Here is a 19,051-nt window from a genome sequence, read left to right as displayed (position 1 = left end):
GGCGACCGCACCCCGCGGAGCTTGCGACACTGGGACCCGTGACCGCGTCGACGCCTGCCCCGACGACCACTCCCGCTCCCACGTCCGCGGCGCTCTTCGAGCGCGCGGGCGCGGTGATCCCGGGTGGGGTGAACTCCCCCGTCCGGGCCTTCCGGGCCGTGGGGGGCACGCCCCGGTTCATCTCCTCGGCCCGGGGCCCGTACCTGACCGACGTCGACGGCCGGGAGTACGTCGACCTGCTCTGCTCGTGGGGACCGATGATCCTCGGGCACGCCCACCCCGACGTGGTCGAGGCCGTCCGCGCCGCCGCGCTCGACGGCTTCTCCTTCGGCACCCCCACCGAGCGGGAGGTGCTGCTGGCCGAGGAGCTCGTCGCCCGCGTCGAGCCCGTCGAGCAGGTGCGCCTCGTCAGCTCCGGCACCGAGGCCACCATGAGCGCCATCCGGCTGGCCCGCGGGTTCACCGGCCGCCCCGTCGTCGTGAAGTTCGCCGGGCACTACCACGGGCACGTCGACGCCCTGCTGGCCTCGGCCGGGTCGGGGCTGGCGACGTTCGCGCTGCCCGACACCCCCGGGGTGACGGGGACCGCCGCGGCCGACACCGTCGTCATCCCCTACAACGACCCCGAGGCGCTCGCGGAGGTCTTCCGCGTCCACGGCGACCGGATCGCGTGCGTCATCACCGAGGCCGCCGCCGGGAACATGGGCGTCGTGCCGCCGCAGCCGGGCTTCACGCAGCTGCTGCGCCGCACCACCCGCGAGCACGGCGCCCTGCTGGTCTCCGACGAGGTCATGACGGGCTTCCGGGTCAGCGCCGCCGGCTGGTACGGCTACGAGGGCCTCGGCCCCGAGCACGCCCCCGACCTGCTGACCTTCGGCAAGGTCATGGGCGGCGGCTTCCCCGCCGCGGCCTTCGGCGGCCGCGCCGACGTCATGGCCCACCTGGCCCCCGCCGGCCCCGTCTACCAGGCGGGCACGCTGTCGGGGAACCCGATCGCCACGGCCGCCGGGCTGGCGACCCTGCGCGGCACGACGCCGGAGGTGTACGCCGCCGTCGAGCACGCCGCGCGGACCGTGCGCGAGGCCGCGAGCGCCGCGCTGCGCGAGGCCGGCGTGCCGCACCTGGTGAACACCGCCGGGTCGATGTTCAGCGTCTTCTTCACCGAGCTGGACGCCGTCACGAACTACGACCAGGCCCGCCAGCAGGACCTCGGCGCGTTCCGGGCGTTCTTCCACTCCCTGCTCGACGCGGGCGTGCACCTGCCGCCCAGCGCCTTCGAGGCGTGGTTCCTGTCGGCCAGCCACGACGAGGCGGCCCTGGGCCGCGTCCTCGACGCGCTGCCCGCCGCGGCGCGCGCCGCGGCCGCCGGGGCGGGGCAGCTGTGAGCGCCCGCACGACGGTCCACCTCGTCCGGCACGGCGAGGTCTGGAACCCCGAGCGCGTCCTGTACGGGCGCCTGCCCGGGTTCCGGCTGTCCGAGCGCGGCCAGGCGATGGCCGAGCGGCTCGGGGAGTTCTTCGCCGACCACGACGTCGCCTCGGTGACGGCCTCACCGCTGCAGCGCGCCCAGGAGACCGCCACCCCGGTGGCCCGCACCCACGGCCTGGACCTGGGCACCGACGCGCGGCTGATCGAGGCCGGCAACAGCTTCGAGGGGCACCGCGTCACCGACGGGTCCGGCTCGATCCGCGACCCCCGCGTGTGGCCGCGGCTGTGGAACCCGTTCCAGCCCAGCTGGGGGGAGCCGTACGAGCAGCAGGTCGCCCGCATGACCGCGGTCGTGCGGGACGTGCGGGACGCCTTCCCCGGGCGGGAGTCCGTGCTCGTGAGCCACCAGCTGCCGGTGTGGGTGACGCGGCTGCGCGCCGAGCACCGCCCCCTCGTGCACGACCCCCGCAAGCGGCAGTGCGCCCTGGCCTCGGTGACGTCGCTGGAGTTCTCCGGCCGCACCCTCGTCTCGGTGGCCTACACCGAGCCCGCCGCCGACCTGCTCGTCGGGGCCGACCCCGTCCCGGGCGCCTGATGGACCTCTCGCGCAGGGCCCTCGGCGTGGCGGCGCTGTCCGCGCTCGTCGTCGCCGGCTGCTCCGGCGGGGACGGCCTGCCGGCCTCCCAGGGCCAGAACTACATCGAGGGCGACGGCACGACCGTGCAGTGGGAGCCCGGTGAGCGCCGGGAGCCCGTGGAGTTCACCGGCACCGCCGTGGACGGCACGACGGTCGACCTGGCGCAGTACCGCGGCAAGGTCGTCGTCCTCAACACCTGGTTCGCCGGCTGCGCCCCCTGCCGCGCCGAGGCCCGCGACGTGGAGTCGGTCTGGCAGCAGTACCGGGACCGCAACGTGCAGTTCCTGGGCGTCAACACCTACGACACCGCCGCCATCGCGCAGAGCTTCCAGGAGAGCTTCTCCATCACCTACCCCTCGGTCCTGGACGCCGGCTCGGGGGCCGCGATGCTCGCGCTGCGCGCCTACTCCCCGCAGGCGACGCCGACGACGCTCGTCCTGGACACCGACGGCCGCGTCGCCGCGCGGGTCTCGGGGATCGTGCGGCCGCTGACGCTGTCGGGCCTGCTCGACGACGCCGGCGCCGACCCCGCCCCCGGCCCGGGCGCGAGCCCCAGCGCGAGCGCGCCCGCATGAGCCTCGCCGCGACGTCGCTGACCCAGTACGTCCAGAGCGGTCCGCTGCTGCTGGCGGTACCGCTGGCGGCGCTCGCCGGGCTCGTGTCCTTCCTGTCGCCGTGCGTGCTGCCGCTCGTGCCGGGGTTCCTCGCGTACGTGACGGGGCTGTCCGGGGGAGGGCTGGAGCAGCAGCGGCGCGGCCGGATGTTCCTCGGGGCGCTGCTGTTCGTGCTCGGGTTCTCCGTCGTCTACGTCCTCATCAGCTTCACGGCCGGCAACCTGGGGTACGTCCTGCAGGCCCACCAGCGCGGTCTGCAGCGCGTCCTGGGCGTCCTCGTCCTGCTCGGCGGGCTCGTGCTGCTCTTCTCGCCGCTGTGGGCGCAGCGGGAGCTCAAGGTCCGCTGGCGGCCCCGGGCCGGGCTCGTCGGCGCCCCCGTCCTGGGGGTGCTGTTCGGCATCGGCTGGACGCCGTGCATCGGCCCGATCTTCGCCGCGATCCAGGCGCTGGCCGTCACGACGGCCAGCGGTTCGCGCGCGACGGGGCTGGGCCTGGCGTACTGCCTGGGCCTGGGCGTCCCCTTCATCCTCGTCGCGATCGCCTACGGCCGCGGCATGCGCGTCCTGTCGGTGTTCCGCCGGCACCGCGTGGCCCTCGACCGCTTCGGTGCGCTGCTGCTCATCGCCATCGGCCTGCTGCTCGTCACGAAGCAGTTCCAGCCGCTGGTGAGCTGGTTGCAGTTCCACCTCGTCTCCGACTACACGACGGTGATCTGAGCATGGTGCAGTGATGGCAAGGACCGACGAGACCCACCTCGACGACCTGCGCGACGAGTACCGCGACGTCGAGGGGGCCAAGCCCGCCAGGCTGCGGCGCGAGCTGGCCTCGGAGATGAAGCCGCTGGAGTTCGCGCGCTACTGCTGGCGGCAGCTGACGAGCATGCGCACGGCGCTGTTCCTGCTGATGCTGCTGGCCGTCGCGGCCGTGCCCGGCTCGACCTTCCCGCAGGAGAACAACGACCCGGCCGGGGTCGCGCAGTGGCGGCTCGACCACCCCACGGCCTACCCGTGGGTGGAGCGCCTGCAGGGCTTCCACGTGTACTCCTCGGTCTGGTTCTCGGCCGTCTACCTGCTGCTGTTCATCTCCCTCATCGGGTGCGTGACCCCCCGCGTCGGCGTGCACTGGCGCTCGCTGCGCTCCCGGCCGCCGCGCACCCCGGCGCGGCTGGGCCGGCTGCCCGAACACCGGGCGGCGACGCTGGCCGCGGCGCCGGAGGAGGTGCTCGACGCCGCCCGCGCGGTGCTGGCCCGCCGCCGCTTCCGCGTCGAGCGGCGCCCCGGGTCCGTCGCGGCGGAGAAGGGGCACCACCGCGAGACGGGCAACCTGCTGTTCCACGTCTCGCTGGTGGGCCTGCTCGTCGCGATCGCGTCGAGCTCGCTGTTCTCCTACTCGGGGCAGCGGCTCGTGACGACCGGCGGCACGATGGTGGGCACCACCCTGGACAGCTTCTCCGGGGGCACCTGGACGACCGTGGACGACGTCCCGCCGTTCACGCTGGCGCTGGACTCGATGGACGTGTCCTTCGAGGCGCAGCAGACCTCCCAGATCGGTGAGCCCCGCACGTTCGCCGCGGACGTCACGCTGACCGACGAGCCGGGGGCCCGGGCCCGGCGGGAGACGATCAGCGTCAACCACCCGGCCAAGGTCGGGCACACCCAGATCTCGCTGTCCGGGAACGGCTACGCCCCGGTCATCGTGGTCCGCGACGGCGAGGGCGACGTCGTGCAGGACGGCCCGACGCCCTTCCTGCCGCAGACGTCCAACTACGACTCGACGGGGGTCGTGAAGGTCCCCGACGCCGTCGACGCGGACGGGCGGCCCGTCCAGCTGGGCATCCAGGGCGTGTTCCTGCCGACCGCGTCCAGCAACGCCGACGGGGCCCCGGTGTCCTCGTTCCCGGGGGCCGTGAACCCGGTGCTCGTCGCCAAGGTCTGGACCGGTGACCTCGGCCTCGACGACGGCGTCGCGCAGAACGTCTACACGCTCGACACGACGCGCATGACGGAGGTCACCGACGCCTCCGGCCAGGCGGTCGCGCTGACCCTGAAGCCCGGTGACGTCGTCACGCTGCCGAACGGGCTGGGCACGGTGGAGTTCCGGGGCGTCGAGCGGTTCGCCAGCTTCGACGTCCGCTCCACCCCCGGCCAGAGCGCCGCGCTCGTCTTCGCCCTGCTGGCGGCGACCGGTCTGGTGCTCTCGCTCTTCCTGCCGCGCCGCCGCGTGTGGGTCAAGGCGGTCCCGGCGGGCGGCGGCGCGGCCGTCGAGGTCGCCGGCCTGGCCCGCGGCAACGACGCGGGCCTGGCCGAGGAGGTCGAGGCCGTGCTGCGCCGGCTGCGGGAGACCCTCGGCGAGCCCGCCGACGACCCCGCCGAGGACCCCACCGGCGACCCCCGCCGCCCCGGCGGTTCGCCAGCAGACCCCCTCGTGGGGGACCATGAGCAGCCCGCGCACGTTCCCGAGGAGAGTCCGTGACCGTCGACGAGAACATCGCCAGGATCAGCAACGTCCTGCTGTACGGCGGGATGACCGCGTACCTGTTCTCCTTCATCGCCTACGCCGCCGACCTCGCCGAGGGCGGCAAGGAGATCACCGACCGGCAGGCCCGGCGCCAGGAGGCCGCCGTCGCCGGCGGCGGCACCCGGACGCTGGAGAGGCCCGTGACGGCCCGCCGCCGCCGCGCGGCCGCGATCGCCACCTCGCTGTTCGTCCTCGCCGCCGCCCTGCACCTGGGGTCGGTCGTGACGCGCGGCCTGTCGGTGCACCGCGTGCCGTGGGGCAACATGTTCGAGTTCGCCCTCACCGGGACGTGCGTCGTGGCCCTGGGGTACCTCGTGGCGGTCCTGCGCGCCCGGCGCGCCGGGCTGGGCGGTGGCCGCGACGCCCGCTACCTCGGCACGTTCGTGACCGGCCCGATCCTCGTCACCCTCGGCATCGCGCTGGTGAAGTTCTACGTCCAGGCCGCGCAGCTCGTCCCGGCCCTGGACAGCTACTGGCTCGTCATCCACGTCTTCGTGGCCATCCTCGCCACGGCCCTGTCGACGCTCGGGTTCTCCGCCACCGTCCTGCAGCTCGTGCAGGAGAAGCGCGACCGCGTCAAGGCCGAGGGCCGGCGCGCCGGCGGGGTGTTCATGGACGCGCTGCCGAGCTCCCTGGAGCTGGAGCGCACCGCGTTCCGGCTCAACGCGGTGGCCTTCGTCATGTGGACGTTCACGCTCATCGCGGGGGCGGTCTGGGCGCAGGTGGCCTGGAACCGCTACTGGAACTGGGACTCCAAGGAGGTGTGGACGTTCGTCATCTGGGTCGTCTACGCCGCCTACCTGCACGCCCGGGCCACGCGCGGCTGGGACGGCCGGCGCGCCGCGTGGCTGTCGGTCCTCGGGTTCGGCTGCATGCTGTTCAACTACCTGGTCGTGAACATCTTCTTCCCCGGCCTCCACTCCTACGCGGGGGTCTGACCATGGGTGTGACGCTCCGCTACACCGCGCTGCGGCTCGGGATCTTCTTCGTCGTCCTCGTCGTGGTCAACGCGCTCGGCGCGAAGGGCTGGCTGGGCCTGGCCATCGCGGCGGTCGTCTCGGTGCTGCTGTCCCTCGTGCTGCTGCGCCGGCAGCGCGAGCAGATGGCGGCCGCCCTCCAGCAGCGCGTCGACGGCCGCGTCGCGGCCCAGCGCGAGGGGACCGCGAAGAAGTCGCGGTTCACGCGCGGGCTCGACGAGGACAACGCCGCCGAGGACTGACCCGTCCCCGGCGCGCGCCGGGTCAGCGCAGCGGGACGCTCGGCAGCAGCTCCGGTCGCTCGGCGTCCAGCCGGCGCAGGTCGATCACCTCGGGCAGCGGGTTCCCGGAGGTCTGCGAGGCCTCCACCAGCACCTCCAGGACCCGGCGCACCAGGATCGGCTCCTCGGCGGCGGTGGCCCGCACCCTCTCCAGCAGTCCGGCGTCGCTGGTGACGACGTGCTCGGTGCTGGCACCGTCGGTCGTCCCCAGGCGCGCGCGGTAGCGGTGCTCGCCGTCGGCGACCACGTCGATCTCACCCATGGGCGCACTGTGGCGCGTGGGGGCTCACAGCGCCAGCCCGAGCGCCAGCAACGCCCCGGTGAGCAGCTCCAGCTGGCCGGTGTCCTTCAGGACCGCGATGAGGTCACGGCCCTTCGCGCCGCCGCGCACGGTGCGCACCGGGCGCTGGGCCAGGACGAGCGCGAGCAGCACCAGCAGCGCGAACGGGTGCCACGGGACGGTCGTCAGGGCCGCGACGAACGCGCCGGCCACCAGCGCGGTGTACAGCGTGCGGGTGCGCGGCTCGCCGAGGCGCACCGCGAGGGTGCGCTTGCCGGCCTGCGCGTCCGTCGGGACGTCGCGCAGGTTGTTGGCCACGAGGATCGCGCAGGCCAGGAAGCCGACGCAGAAGGCGCCCGCGATCGCGGTCCCGTCGACCCGGCCGGCCTGCACGTACGTCGTGCCCGTCACCGCGACCAGGCCGAAGAAGACGAAGACGAACACCTCCCCGAGCCCGGAGTAGCCGTACGGCCGCTTGCCGCCGGTGTAGTACCAGGCGGCGGCGACGCTCGCGGCGCCCACCAGCAGCAGCCACCACGCCCCCGACAGGGCGACCAGGACGAGCCCGGCCAGGCCGGCGACCGCGAAGCAGGCGAAGGCGGCGTCCCGGACGTGCCGCGGTTCGGCGGCGCCGGACCCGACGAGCCGGAACGGCCCGACCCGGTCGTCGTCGGTGCCGCGGATGCCGTCGGAGTAGTCGTTGGCGTAGTTCACCCCCACCTGCAGGGCCAGCGCCACGACGAGCGCGAGGACGGCGCGGACCCACACGACGCCGTCGACCGCGGCGGCCGCGCCCGTGCCCACCAGGACCGGGGTGAGGGCGGCCGGCAGCGTGCGGGGCCGCGCGGCGGCCACCCACTGCTTCGGGGTCGCCCGGCGGTGGGTCACCGGGGTGGTGGGCAGGAGCGGTTCAGCGGGGTCCGACACGAGGACCGATTGTCCCGCGCCCGGCTGCGTGGTCGCACCGCGGGGGTCACAGGCCCCGCAGGAAGTCCTCGTCGTCGTCGGGCCCGCGGGGGGCCTGCCGCGGGCGGCGCGCCGCGGGCGGGAGCTGCCCCACGGGGCGGCCGGCGAGGACGTAGGCGATGCCCCCGGCGAGGGGGAAGAAGAGGACCAGCAGGATCCAGGCCCACTTCGGCAGGTTCCGCACCGAACCCTGGGGGGCCTGCACGATGCTCACCAGGCACCACACCGTCAGGGCCAGGACCAGCAGCGTCGGCAGGATTCTGACCATGCCCCAGTCTGTCACCGGTGCGGGTCCGCCCCCACCCGGGGTTCAGGCCTGCGCGAGCTCGCGCAGCCGCGCGCGGTCGGGTTTGCCCGGGCCCCGCAGCGGCAGCTCCTCCAGCAGCAGCAGCTGGCGCGGTGCGGCGTGCCGGGCCACGGCCGCCGCGACGCGCTCGCGCAGCTCGGCCAGGGTCGGCGGCGGCCCGGCGGGCACGACGCACGCCACGACCCGCTGGCCCCACTCGGCGTCGGGGACCCCCACGACGACGACCTCCCCGACGCCGGGGGTGCCCGTGAGGGCGTCCTCGACGAGGGAGGGCGCGACCTTCAGGCCGCCGGTGGTGACGAGGTCGTCGACGCGGCCCAGGACGCGGACCCGGCCACCGCTCAGGGCGGCGGTGTCGTCGGTGCGGAACCGGCCGCCGGCGAAGGCGGGGTCGCCGGGCCGGCCGCGGTAGCCGCGCGCGACGACGGGACCGGCCAGGACGAGCCGCCCGTCCTCCAGGGAGGGCACGACGCCGTCGAGGGGCACCTCGTCGTAGACGCAGCCGCCGCACGTCTCGCTGGACCCGTACGTCGTGACGACGCGGACCCCGGCGGCGCGGGCGCGGGCCAGCAGCGGGGCGGGGGTCGCGGCGGACCCGACGAGCACCGCCGCGAACGCGCGCAGGGCCGCGGTGGCCTCCTCGCCGGCGTCGAGCAGGCGCAGGAGCTGGGTGGGGACCAGGGAGGTCAGCAGCCGGTCCCCGGTGCAGGCGCCGACGGCGGTGACGAAGGCGTCGGCGCCGAACGGGCCCTCGGGCAGCACGACCGGTTCGGTCCCGGCCCGCACCGAGCGCAGCAGCACCTGCAGGCCGGCGACGTGGTGGGCGGGCAGGGCCAGCACCCACTGCTGGGTCCCGGGGCCGGGGGCCAGCCGGGCGGCGGTCGCGGCGGCGGAGGCCCGCAGCGCCCCCGCGGGCAGCAGGGCCCCCTTGGGGGTCCCGGTGGACCCGGAGGTGGCGACGACGACGGCCGTGGGGTCGTGCGGGTCGTCCTCCCCGGCGTCGAGGGCCCGGCCCGGGCGCAGGGCGGGGTGCGGCGCGGTGCCGGCGGCGTGGGGGAGGAGGGCGTGCGGGAGGTCGCCGGCCAGGGCCCGCGCCAGCGTCGGCAGCAGGGTCAGGACGGCGTCGCCGGCGGGGACGGCGAGGGGCTGCAGGGGACGCACCCGCGCAGGGTAGGCCGCCGCGCGGGGGGCCGGGACGTCACCCGCGGTGGTGCCCGAGTTGCTCCGAGCGGGTTGTCGCAGTTCGCTGACCCACGATCGAGCGTGACCGTATGGTTTCGCAGTGTCAGGATGGCGCTCGATCAGACGACGTCGAGGAGGTGGCGCGTGAGTGGAGCCGTGCGTGAACGCCGCCCGCAGGCCAGTGTCCTGTTCGACGGGGTCGTCACCCTCGCCGCCCTGGCCACGACGCTCGCGGCCGCGGTCTGCTTCGTCCGCGCCGACGGGTCCGGCCGCTGGGGCGACCTGCTGCTCAGCCTCGTCGTCGGCTTCCCGCTCATGCAGCTGCTGACCCGCTTCCCCTTCCAGCTGAACACCAAGCACGCCGGCATCGAGGTCCAGTTCGACATCGGCGTCCTCGTCTTCCTGCTGTGCTTCGTGCGGCCCGACGTCGCCGCGCTGGCCTGGTGCCTGTGCGTCGTCCCGACCAACCTGCTCCAGCGCAAGAGCTGGGTCAGCCGCGTCTACAACGCCAGCATCGGCGTCCTCTTCCTGCCCGTGGCGCTCGCCGTCCTCAGCGCCCTGACCGTCCCCGGCACCGGCAAGGACGGGTACCCGCGCGTCATCGCGCTGGACATGACCGTCCCGGAGCTGTTCGCCGTCGCTGCGGCCGTCGCGGCGGTCTTCGTCGTCGACGTCGCCGTCTCGGCCGTCTCGGTGGCCGTCCAGGAACGCACCTCCATCAAGGACGAGCTGCTGCACACCGGCGCGTGGCTGGCGATCGGCACCAGCGTCGCCGTGGGGGGCCTGGGGTACCTGGGGGGCCTCGTCCACGACCGCCTCGCCCCGTGGGCGGCGCTGCTGCTCATCATCCCGATGATCGTCACCATGGCGGCCACCCGCGCCATGCGGCAGACCCGCGACGTCGCCCGCCGCAGCGAGGCGCTGTTCGAGGCCGCCACGGCCCTGCACACGCAGGGCCGGCGCGCCGACCTCGCCCGGGCCCTGCAGAAGCACGCGCGGATGGTCGCCGGGACCCCCGCCGCCATGGTCCGCTCCGTCGGGCCCGGCGAGGACGAGATCGGCGTCCCCGTCGTCGCCGGCGACGGCGTCGTCCTGCACATCACCGCCCCGCGCCGCCGCGACCCCAACCAGCGCGCCTCCGACGAGAAGGCCCTGGAGGCGCTGGCCTCGGTGGGGGAGGCCGCCTTCTTCCGCGTCAGCGCCAGCGAGGAGATGCACGGCCTGGCCCGCCGCGACGTGGTGACGGGGCTGCCGAACCGGCTGCAGTTCTCCGAGCGGCTCGCCCAGGAGCTCGAGCGCGCCCGCGAGGGCGGCCGGCTGGACCGGCTCGTCGTCCTCTACCTCGACCTCGACGGCTTCAAGGGCGTCAACGACCGCTTCGGCCACGACGCCGGCGACGAGCTGCTGCGCCTGGTGGGTTCCCGGCTGCGCGACACCCTGCGCGGCGGCAGCACCGTGGCCCGCCTCGGCGGCGACGAGTTCGCGGTGCTGCTGCCGGACTGCCCCGACGTGGAGGGGCTGTGCCGCCGCGTCCTGGTCGCCCTGCGGGTCGAGGTCCGGATGCGCGGCCACGTCCTGCGCGTGCAGGGTTCCATCGGCCTGTCCCGGGCCCGCCCCGGCGACGACGTCGGGACGCTGCTGCGCAACGCCGACACCGCCATGTACCGGGCCAAGGTCACCGGCAAGAACCGCTGGGTGGAGTTCCGCCCCGAGCTGCTGGAGGAGGAGATCGCCCGCCTGCAGGTCATCGAGGACCTCCAGCAGGCCCCCGCCGAGGCGTTCGTCGTGCACTACCAGCCCATCGTGGACCTGCAGAGCGCCCCCACCGGCGGGGTCGGCGCCACCGTCGTCGGGCTGGAGGCGCTGGTCCGCTGGCGCCGCGACCGCGGCGGGGCCGTCGAGCCCCTCGTGGGCCCCGACGAGTTCATCGGCCTGGCCGAGCGGTCCGGCACCGTCGTCGGCATCGGCGACTCCGTGCTGCGCCAAGTCGCGCGCGACGCCCCCGCGATCCAGCAGCTCGCCGGTCGCCGCCTCGACCTCATGGTCAACGTCTCGCCCGTCCAGCTGCGCCACCCCGACTTCACCGAGCGGGTCGCGGCGGCCGTGCGGCAGACCGGGCTCAGCGGCTGCCGGCTGCACCTGGAGATGACCGAGTCGGTGATGATCGACGACGACACCGTCGACCGGCTGCGCGACCTCGCCGAGACCGGGGCGCAGCTGACGATCGACGACTTCGGGACGGGGTTCTCCTCCCTGGGCTACCTGCGGCACCGCCCGTTCTCCTCGTTCAAGATCGACCGCAGCTTCGTGCGGGACATCGCGACCGAACCGACCGCCCGCGCCCTCGTCGAGGGCATGGTGAAGATGGGGCAGGCCCTGGGCCTGACGATCGTCGCCGAGGGCGTCGAGCACGCCGAGCAGGCCGCCATCCTGCGCGAGATGGGGTGCCAGCTGGCGCAGGGGCACCTGTACTGCCGGCCGCTGCCCGCCGACGAGCTCGCCGCGGTCCTCGACGAGCCCGTCTCCCCCCAGCTCAGCGCCTGACCCGGTCCCGCTGGCGCACCCCCGGCGGGGCGGTCAGGATCGCCCTGGAACCGGCGACCGCGGGAGGTGGGGCGGGTGGGGTCTGGCGTGGTGCTCCTCGTCGCCGCGTGCGTCGTCGCCGCCCTGGCCCTGGTCGTGGCGGGCTGGTCGTGGTGGGCGGTGCTGCGCGAGCGCCGCGCCCTGTGCGCGGTCCGCGAGCGGCTCGTCCTCGCCGAGTCCCGCCCCCCGCGCACCGACCCCCTCACGGGGCTGCTCAGCGGGGCCGCGTTCGCCGCCCTCGTCGCGGCCCGGGTGCAGGACGGCCCCCCGGTGGCGCTGCTGCACCTCGACCTCGACGGGTTCCGCGCCGTCAACAGCACCCGGGGGCGCGCGGCCGGGGACGCGGTGCTCGTCGAGGTGGCGCGCCGGCTGCGGACCGCGGTGCGGGGCCGCGCGGCCGGGGCCGACGAGCTGGCCCGCCTCGGCGGCGACGAGTTCGGCGTCCTGCTGTCCGAACCCGACGCGGCCGTCGACGTCGCCGTCCGGCTGCTGTCGGTGCTGGCCGAACCCCACGAGGTCGCCGGGTCCCGGTTCGGGGTGGGGGTCGCCGTCGGCGTGGCCCGCCCGTGCGGGGCCGGCACCGAGCTCCTGGAAGCCGCCGAGGCCGCCGTCGCGCAGGCCAAGGCGGCCGGCGGCGGGTGCGTGCGCGTCGTCGACCGGGCCACCGGCCCGGCGCACGGGGAGACCCTGCGGACCGTCGAGCGGCTGCGCGCGGCCGTCCTGGCCCCGGGCCCGCAGGACCACCTGGAGGTGCACTACCAGCCCACCGTCGACGTCGAGTCCGGGGTCGTGAGCGGCGTGGAGGCCCTGGTCCGCTGGCGCCGGGACGGCGAGCTCGTCCCGCCCGAGGAGTTCGTGCCCCTCGCCGAGCGCCACGGCCTCGTCGCCGACCTCGGGCTGGTGGTCCTGGACCGCGCGGTGGCCGACGTCGCGGCGCTGCGCGAGGCCGCCGGCCGCGACGTCGTCCTGGCCGTCAACGTGTCCGCCCCCCAGCTGCACGACCCCCGGTTCCTGCCCGCGGTCCGCCGCGCCGTGGCCGCCGCCACCCCCAACCGGCTCGTGCTGGAGGTCACCGAGACCGTCCTGGTCGCCGAGGACGTCCTGACGGCCGCGACGCTCGACGCGGCCGTCGCCGCCGGCGCCCACCTCACGGTCGACGACTTCGGCACCGGCTACGCGACGCTGGCCTACCTGCGCCGGCGGCCGTTCTCGGCGTTCAAGGTCGACCGGTCCTACGTGCGCGACCTGGAGACCGACGCCCGCACCCGCGCCCTCGTCGAGGGGCTGGTCCTGCTCGCGGGCTCCATGGGCCTCGGCCTCGTCGTCGAGGGCGTCGAGACCGCCGGGCAGGCGGACCTGCTGCGGTGCATGGGCGCACCCACCCAGCAGGGTTTCCTGCACGCCCGGCCGGCCCCGCCGGGGGAGCTGGCCGCGACGATCCGCGACCTGCACGAGCGGCTGGCGCCGGCCCGGCAGGCCGCGGAGCGCGCCGTCGGACCGCGCTGAGCTCGCGGTGCAGCGGGGCGAGCTGACCGCCCGGCCCGGACCGGCCTCAGAAGTACCAGGGGAACGGCGACCAGTCCGGTTCCCGCTTGCCCAGGAACGCGTCCCGGCCCTCGACGGCCTCGTCGGTCATGTAGGCCAGGCGCGTCGCCTCCCCGGCGAACACCTGCTGGCCGACCATCCCGTCGTCCACGGCGTTGAACGCGAACTTCAGCATCCGCTGTGCCGTGGGGGACTTGCCGTTGATCTCGGCCGCCCACTGCAACGCCGTCGCCTCCAGTTCCGCGTGCGGGACGACGGCGTTGACCATGCCCATCTCGTGGGCCTGCTGCGCGGTGTAGGGGCGACCGAGGAAGAAGATCTCGCGGGCGAACTTCTGCCCCACCTGCCGGGCCAGGTACGCCGAGCCGTACCCGGCGTCGAAGGACCCGACGTCGGCGTCGGTCTGCTTGAACCGGGCGTGCTCGGCGCTGGCCAGGGTGAGGTCGGCGACGACGTGCAGGCTGTGCCCGCCGCCGGCGGCCCAGCCGGGCACGACGGCGATGACGACCTTCGGCATGAACCGGATGAGCCGCTGCACCTCCAGGACGTGCAACCGGCCGCCCTCGGCCTTCGTGCGGCGCTCGTCGACGGTGTCGGCGGTCTCGCCGTCGGCGTACTGGTAGCCGGAGCGGCCGCGGATGCGCTGGTCGCCGCCGGAGCAGAACGCCCAGCCGCCGTCCTTGGGGCTGGGGCCGTTGCCGGTCAGCAGGACGCAGCCGACGTCGGGCGTGCGGCGCGCGTGGTCCAGGGTGCGGGCCAGTTCGTCGACCGTGCCGGGCCGGAACGCGTTGCGCACCTCGGGCCGGTCGAAGGCGATGCGGACGGTGCCGCGCGCGGGGCCCTCGACGACGCTGCGGTGGTACGTGACGTCCTGCAGGTCCTCGAACCCGGGCACCTCCGCCCACGCCGAGGGGTCGAAGGTCTCGCTCACACCGTCCAGGGCCGACACGCCCCGCAGGGTACGGCAGGCCCGCTCTCCCGCTCGAAGCACGGTTCGGGCCCTCCACGCGACGCGGGGAGGGCCCGAACCGTGCTTCGAGCGGGACGCCGGGGTCAGGGCGGGGTCAGCGGTGCACGCTGGACATGTCGGGGTAGCGCTCGCCGGCGGTGGCCCCCACGGGCAGGACGGCGTCCAGGCGCGCCAGGTCCTGCGCGGACAGCTGCACGTCCAGCGAGGCCAGGTTCTCGGCGAGGTAGCCGCGGCGCTTGGTGCCGGGGATCGGCACGACGTCCTCGCCCTGGGCCGACAGCCACGCCAGCGCCACCTGCCCCGCGCTGACCCCGAGCCCGGCGGCCAGCGCCCGCACCTCCTCCACGAGCTGGAGGTTGCGCGCGAAGTTCTCGCCCTGGAAGCGCGGGTTGGCGCGGCGGAAGTCGTCGTCGGCGAGGTCGTCGACGCTGCGGATCGTGCCGGACAGGAAACCGCGGCCCAGCGGGGAGTACGGCACGAAACCGACGCCGAGCTCGCGGGTGGTCGCCAGGACCCCGTTCTCCTCCACGTCGCGCGTCCACAGCGACCACTCCGTCTGGACGGCCGTCACGGGGTGGGTGGCGTGGGCGCGGCGGATCGTGGCCGGGGCGGCCTCGCTGATGCCGAGGTGGCGCACGAGGCCGTCGCGGACCAGTTCGGCCATCGCGCCCCACGTCTCCTCGACGGGGACGTCGGGGTCGACGCGGTGCTGGTAGTACAGGTCGACGTGGTCGACCCCCAGGCGCTGGAGGCTGGCCCGGCACGCCGCGTGGACGTACTCGGGGCGGCCGTTGACGCGGCGGGTGCCGTCGGGGAAGCGCTCGTTGCCGAACTTGGTGGCCAGGACGACCTCGTCGCGGCGGCCCGCGACCGCGCGGCCGACGAGCTGCTCGTTGGTGAAGGGGCCGTACATGTCGGCGGTGTCGAGGAAGGTGCCGCCGGCGTCGAGGAAGGCGGCGATCGTCGCGAGCGACTCCTGCTCGTCACCGGCGCCGTAGAACTCGCTCATGCCCATGCAGCCCAGGCCGAGGGCGGAGACGGGCAGGGCGGTGCCGTTCGCGGCGCTGCCCAGGACGCGGGTGGGGACGCGGGTGGGGAGGTGGTCGGTCATGCCGGGCAGCCTCGCCCTTCGAGCGCGCTCGAAGTCAAACGCGGGACCGGACGGTCTCCTCGTACCCCTCGATCTTCGCCTCGATGGCGGCCAGGTGCGCCGCGGTGCGGTCCAGGTCGGCCCGGACCCGCTCGCGGTGGGCGCGCAGCAGGTCCAGCCGGTCGGCCTCCGTGCCCGCACCGGCCCGGCACAGGTCGGCGTAGGCGCGCACGGCGCGCACCGGCATCCCGGTGGCGCGCAACCGCTGCACCGTCTCGATCCACCGCACGTCGGCCGCGTCGTAGCTGCGGCGCCCGGAGGCGTCGCGCCCGGGCGGGCGCACCAGCAACCCGGCGCTCTCGTAGTAGCGCAGCGTGTGGGCGGTGGTCCCCAGCCGCTGCGCCACCTCCGCGATGCCCTCACCCACCAGCGCGTCCAGCACGGCACCAGCCTGCCAGGACGGGTGGGGTTCGGCGTGCGCGCCCCGTTGCCTGGACGCACAGTCGGTGACTGTGACTGAGAACACGCCGCACGGCGGAACCGCCCTGAGCGGCATCTCCGACGACCGCGCGCCCTCCTCCGGGACCGTCCGCACCATCCTCACCGTCATCGGCCTGCTGCTGGCCACGGCGCTGCTGCTGTACGTCGTGCTGCAGACCCGCCAGGTCCTCACCTGGATGGTCGTCGCCCTCTTCTTCGCCGTGGCGCTGTACCCGCTCGTGGGCTGGGTGCAGAACCACCTGCTCGGTCACCGCCACCGCTCGCTGGCGACCCTGCTGGTGTTCCTGGTCCTCGTGGTCGTGCTCGCCGCGATCGGCACGGTCTTCGCCGTGCCGCTCGCGCAGGAGGGCACCCGGTTCGCCGGCCAGCTGCCGGGCCTCATCGACGACGCCCGGGCCGGCCGCGGTCCGGTCGGTGGCCTCCTCGAACGCACCCACGCGCTGACGTACGTGGAGAACAACGAGGACCGGATCCGCCAGTACGCCTCCACGCTGACGACCCCCGCCGCCGGCGTCCTGCGCGGCGTCGCCTCCGGTGCGGCCGGGGTGGCCTCGATCTTCGTGCTGTCGTTCCTCATGGTCCTGGAGGGCCCCAAGGCCGTCGACGGGTTCTCCAACCTCTTCGCGCCCCGGACCGCGACCCGGCTGCGCCGCGTGGGCGCCGACTGCGCCAAGTCCGTCACCGGCTACCTGTCCGGCAACCTGCTCATCAGCGCCGTGTGCGGGGTGCTGACCTACGCGGTCCTGAAGATCGCCGGGGTGCCGTTCGCCGGGCTCATCGCGCTGTTCGTGGCCATCGCCGACCTCATCCCGCTGGTGGGCGCGACGATCGGGGCCGTGGTGGCCGTCGTCGCCGCGCTCGTGCACTCGGTGCCCGCCGCCATCGCCGTCGTGGTGTTCTTCCTGATCTACCAGCAGCTGGAGAACCACCTGCTGCAGCCGCTGGTCTTCTCCCGCACCGTGAAGCTGAACCCGCTGACGGTCATCGTCGCGATCCTGCTGGCCGTGGAGCTCGCCGGGATCCTCGGGGCCCTGCTGGCCATCCCCCTCGCCAGCATCGTGCAGGTCGTCCTGCGCGACGTGTGGGACCACCGCCGCGGCCGGCCCAAGGCCGAGCCGACCGTGGGGGAGGAACGCCGGCCCGCCTCCGCCCCGCACGTGGTGCAGCTGCCCGCCGACGAGCCCGCCGCCCACCGCGCCGACCGCCGCTGAGGGGTCCCGTCGGCGATGCTGGGGCCGTGCTGCCCCCGCTCGACGACCTCCTCGCCGCCGCCCACGTCGTCCGCCTCCCGCTGCGCCGCCGGTTCCGCGGCATCCTCGAGCGGGAGGCGGTCCTGCTCGAGGGCCCCGCGGGCTGGGGGGAGTTCGCGCCGTTCCTGGAGTACGGGCCCGCGGAGTCGGCGCGCTGGCTCGCGGCCGGGGTGGAGGCCGCCTGGGAGGGGTTCCCGGCGCCGCGGCGCGAGCGGGTCGAGGTCAACGCCACCGTGCCCGCCGTCGCGGCCGCCGACGTCCCCGACGTCCTCGCCGGTTTCCCCGGCTGCCGCACCGCCAAGGTGAAGGTCGCCGAAGCCGGCGCCGACTTCGCGACCCGGCTGCGCGAGGACGTCGCCCGGGTGGCCGCCGTCCGCGAGGCCCTGGGCCCGGACGGGAGGGTCCGCGTCGACGCCAACGCCGGGTGGGACCTCGACCAGGCCGAGCGGGCCCTCACCGAGCTCGCCCCGTCCGGTCTGGAGTACGCCGAGCAGCCGTGCGCCACGCTGGAGGAGATGGCCGCGCTGCGCCGCCGCCTGGCCGCCGCCGGCACCCCCGTGCGGCTCGCCGCCGACGAGAGCGTCCGCAAGGCCGAGGACCCGCTGCGCGTCGCCGGGCTGGAGGCCGCCGACGTCGTCGTCCTCAAGGTCGCGCCCCTGTCCGGGGTGCGGCGGGCGCTGGAGGTCGCCCGCGGCTGCGGGCTGCCCGTCGTCGTGTCGTCCGCGCTCGACACCAGCGTCGGCATCGCGGCCGGGACGGCGCTCGCGGCGGCCCTGCCGGACCTGCCGTTCGCGTGCGGGCTGGGGACCGCGGCGCTGCTGGCCGCCGACGTGGTCACCGACCCGCTGCTGCCCGTGGGGGGTTCGCTGCCCGTGGGGGCCGTGGCCGCCGACCCGGGACTGCTGGAGCGGTGGGCCGCACCGCAGGAGCGGCAGGCCTGGTGGCGCGAGCGGATCGCGGCCGCGCACGCGCACCTGACCTGACCGCGCCCGGAGCGCCCGGTGCCCGGGGCTACGCGCCGCCCCGCCCGAGGTGCTGGGCGAGGACGTCGCGCACGCTCGTCCAGCGGTGGGGGCCGTAGCGGTCGCCGTCGACGTGGTGCAGCTGCGCCCGGCCGCTGAACATGTCCGCGAAGTACTGCATGCCCTGCCAGGCCGGGAACGTCTCCTCGCGGTCCTTCGCCAGGAGGCGCCCGACGCGTCCGGCGAGCGAGAGGGTCCCGGCGGTGCCGGCCCACTGCAGCCGGAAGGGGGTCCCCGTCAGCTCCGTCAGCGTGCGGGCGACGTCGCGGGCGGTGACCCGGTCGCCCGCGACCTCGACGACCCGCGGGGCGGCGGGGTCGAGGGCGACGCGGGCGGTGACGCGGGCGACGTCGTCCTTGGTGGTGAAGTCGAGCACCTGGTCGGCGGAGGACCAGAACAGGACCCGGCGGCGCCCGAAGAGGACCATCGGCGCCTGGCCGGTGAGCAGCTCGGTGAACATGCCGTTCAGGACCGACGTCGCCCGCAGCGGGGCGGCGTCGAGGGCGGCGGCGAACTCGCGGCGCAGCTCGAAGTTCCGGTTGGTCCCCGGGGCGGTCCGGCGGTAGTCGGCGGAGTAGTCGGAGGGGACGAACCGGCCGACGCCGGCGGCGACCGCGGCGGCGAGCAGCGCCCGCTGGGCGTCGACGACCACGGGCCGGGTGCCGCTGACGGCGGAGACGACCACGTCGGCCCCCGAGGCGGCCGCGGTGAGGGCGGCGTGGTCGGAGTAGGCGGCGGTGACGACCTCGACGCGGGGGTCGCCGTCGAGGGCCCCGGTCGCCGTGCCGCCGGGGCGGGTGAGGACGCGCAGGCGCACGTCGTGGTGCAGGAGCTCGCGGGCGATGCGGTGGCCGAGGTCGCCGGTGGCGCCGGCGACGAGGACGGTGCTGGTCACGGGGTG

The 19,051-nt window shown here is 75.4% G+C and carries 19 protein-coding genes; 11 read left to right on the top strand and 8 right to left on the bottom strand.

The genetic code is table 11. The features are described from left to right. Positions 1 to 38: 38 nt before the first annotated feature. The 7 genes from hemL to BJ968_RS08330 are packed head-to-tail and all read left to right on the top strand — an operon-like array spanning position 39 to position 6,415. Complete coding sequence (gene hemL, locus BJ968_RS08360; RefSeq protein ID WP_179750866.1) at positions 39 to 1,385, top strand: glutamate-1-semialdehyde 2,1-aminomutase; 1,347 nt, start codon at positions 39 to 41, stop codon at positions 1,383 to 1,385. Next, positions 1,382 to 2,023: a histidine phosphatase family protein gene (locus BJ968_RS08355; RefSeq protein ID WP_179750864.1), complete on the top strand. Its 642-nt coding sequence runs from the start codon at positions 1,382 to 1,384 to the stop codon at positions 2,021 to 2,023. Before hemL ends, BJ968_RS08355 begins: the two co-directional genes overlap by 4 nt. Continuing rightward, positions 2,023 to 2,640 carry a TlpA family protein disulfide reductase gene (locus BJ968_RS08350; RefSeq protein WP_179750862.1) on the top strand — a complete coding sequence of 206 codons (618 nt, stop codon included), beginning with the start codon at positions 2,023 to 2,025 and terminating at the stop codon, positions 2,638 to 2,640. The genes BJ968_RS08355 and BJ968_RS08350 overlap by 1 nt, the downstream gene beginning before the upstream one ends. Next, positions 2,637 to 3,395, top strand: coding sequence for a cytochrome c biogenesis CcdA family protein (locus BJ968_RS08345; protein ID WP_179750860.1), 759 nt, complete (start codon positions 2,637 to 2,639; stop codon positions 3,393 to 3,395). The genes BJ968_RS08350 and BJ968_RS08345 overlap by 4 nt, the downstream gene beginning before the upstream one ends. A gap of 13 nt (positions 3,396 to 3,408) precedes the next feature. Next, positions 3,409 to 5,151, top strand: coding sequence for a cytochrome c biogenesis protein ResB (gene resB, locus BJ968_RS08340; protein WP_179750858.1), 1,743 nt, complete (start codon positions 3,409 to 3,411; stop codon positions 5,149 to 5,151). Next, positions 5,148 to 6,134, top strand: a complete 987-nt coding sequence (ccsB, locus tag BJ968_RS08335) for a c-type cytochrome biogenesis protein CcsB (RefSeq protein WP_179750856.1) — start codon at positions 5,148 to 5,150, stop codon at positions 6,132 to 6,134. Before resB ends, ccsB begins: the two co-directional genes overlap by 4 nt. Before the next feature lie 2 nt (positions 6,135 to 6,136). Then, positions 6,137 to 6,415, top strand: a complete 279-nt coding sequence (locus BJ968_RS08330) for a DUF4229 domain-containing protein (protein ID WP_218884941.1) — start codon at positions 6,137 to 6,139, stop codon at positions 6,413 to 6,415. A gap of 22 nt (positions 6,416 to 6,437) precedes the next feature. Here the strand turns inward: BJ968_RS08330 and BJ968_RS08325 are convergent, their stop codons facing one another. Genes BJ968_RS08325 through menE form a run of 4 tightly spaced genes read right to left on the bottom strand, consistent with a single transcriptional unit; the run spans position 6,438 to position 9,168 of the window. Beyond that, positions 6,438 to 6,716: a hypothetical protein gene (locus BJ968_RS08325; protein ID WP_179750852.1), complete on the bottom strand. Its 279-nt coding sequence runs from the start codon at positions 6,714 to 6,716 to the stop codon at positions 6,438 to 6,440. Positions 6,717 to 6,740: 24 nt separating this feature from the next. Continuing rightward, entirely contained in the window at positions 6,741 to 7,661 is a 921-nt protein-coding gene (locus BJ968_RS08320) for a 1,4-dihydroxy-2-naphthoate polyprenyltransferase (protein WP_343077899.1), read from the bottom strand. Positions 7,662 to 7,707: 46 nt separating this feature from the next. Further along, positions 7,708 to 7,968 (bottom strand): PLD nuclease N-terminal domain-containing protein, encoded by a 261-nt coding sequence (locus BJ968_RS08315; protein WP_179750850.1) that lies wholly within the window; start codon positions 7,966 to 7,968, stop codon positions 7,708 to 7,710. 42 nt (positions 7,969 to 8,010) lie between these two features. After that, positions 8,011 to 9,168 carry an o-succinylbenzoate--CoA ligase gene (menE, locus tag BJ968_RS08310; protein WP_179750848.1) on the bottom strand — a complete coding sequence of 386 codons (1,158 nt, stop codon included), beginning with the start codon at positions 9,166 to 9,168 and terminating at the stop codon, positions 8,011 to 8,013. 165 nt (positions 9,169 to 9,333) lie between these two features. Here menE and BJ968_RS26475 point away from each other — a divergent pair, with 165 nt between their 5' ends. Both BJ968_RS26475 and BJ968_RS08300 read left to right on the top strand, forming a co-directional pair. Further along, positions 9,334 to 11,733, top strand: coding sequence for an EAL domain-containing protein (locus BJ968_RS26475; protein ID WP_179750846.1), 2,400 nt, complete (start codon positions 9,334 to 9,336; stop codon positions 11,731 to 11,733). 75 nt (positions 11,734 to 11,808) lie between these two features. After that, positions 11,809 to 13,278 (top strand): EAL domain-containing protein, encoded by a 1,470-nt coding sequence (locus BJ968_RS08300; RefSeq protein WP_179750844.1) that lies wholly within the window; start codon positions 11,809 to 11,811, stop codon positions 13,276 to 13,278. A 46-nt stretch (positions 13,279 to 13,324) separates the two neighbouring features. Here the strand turns inward: BJ968_RS08300 and BJ968_RS08295 are convergent, their stop codons facing one another. From BJ968_RS08295 to BJ968_RS08285, 3 genes are all read right to left on the bottom strand, one after another. Further along, on the bottom strand, positions 13,325 to 14,266 hold the full coding sequence (locus BJ968_RS08295) for a 1,4-dihydroxy-2-naphthoyl-CoA synthase (RefSeq protein ID WP_179750842.1): 942 nt from the start codon (positions 14,264 to 14,266) through the stop codon (positions 13,325 to 13,327). Positions 14,267 to 14,381: 115 nt separating this feature from the next. Next, entirely contained in the window at positions 14,382 to 15,398 is a 1,017-nt protein-coding gene (locus tag BJ968_RS08290) for an aldo/keto reductase (protein WP_179750840.1), read from the bottom strand. Between the two features lie 34 nt (positions 15,399 to 15,432). Continuing rightward, positions 15,433 to 15,819, bottom strand: coding sequence for a MerR family transcriptional regulator (locus BJ968_RS08285; protein ID WP_218884940.1), 387 nt, complete (start codon positions 15,817 to 15,819; stop codon positions 15,433 to 15,435). Between the two features lie 70 nt (positions 15,820 to 15,889). Between BJ968_RS08285 and BJ968_RS08280 the strand changes: the two genes are divergently transcribed. Next, complete coding sequence (locus tag BJ968_RS08280; protein WP_179748102.1) at positions 15,890 to 17,089, top strand: AI-2E family transporter; 1,200 nt, start codon at positions 15,890 to 15,892, stop codon at positions 17,087 to 17,089. A 26-nt stretch (positions 17,090 to 17,115) separates the two neighbouring features. Continuing rightward, a complete protein-coding gene (locus BJ968_RS08275) occupies positions 17,116 to 18,111 on the top strand; it encodes an o-succinylbenzoate synthase (protein WP_179750836.1) in 996 nt (331 codons plus the stop codon). Between the two features lie 28 nt (positions 18,112 to 18,139). Here the strand turns inward: BJ968_RS08275 and BJ968_RS08270 are convergent, their stop codons facing one another. Continuing rightward, a complete protein-coding gene (locus BJ968_RS08270; RefSeq protein ID WP_179750834.1) occupies positions 18,140 to 19,045 on the bottom strand; it encodes an NmrA family NAD(P)-binding protein in 906 nt (301 codons plus the stop codon). Positions 19,046 to 19,051 lie beyond the last annotated feature (6 nt).

The sequence above is a fragment of the Kineococcus aurantiacus genome (genome assembly GCF_013409345.1).
Taxonomy (GTDB): Bacteria; Actinomycetota; Actinomycetes; order Actinomycetales; family Kineococcaceae; genus Kineococcus; species Kineococcus aurantiacus.
Note: the sequence above shows the minus strand (reverse complement) of the source record. Positions and strands in the feature narration are given on the sequence as shown.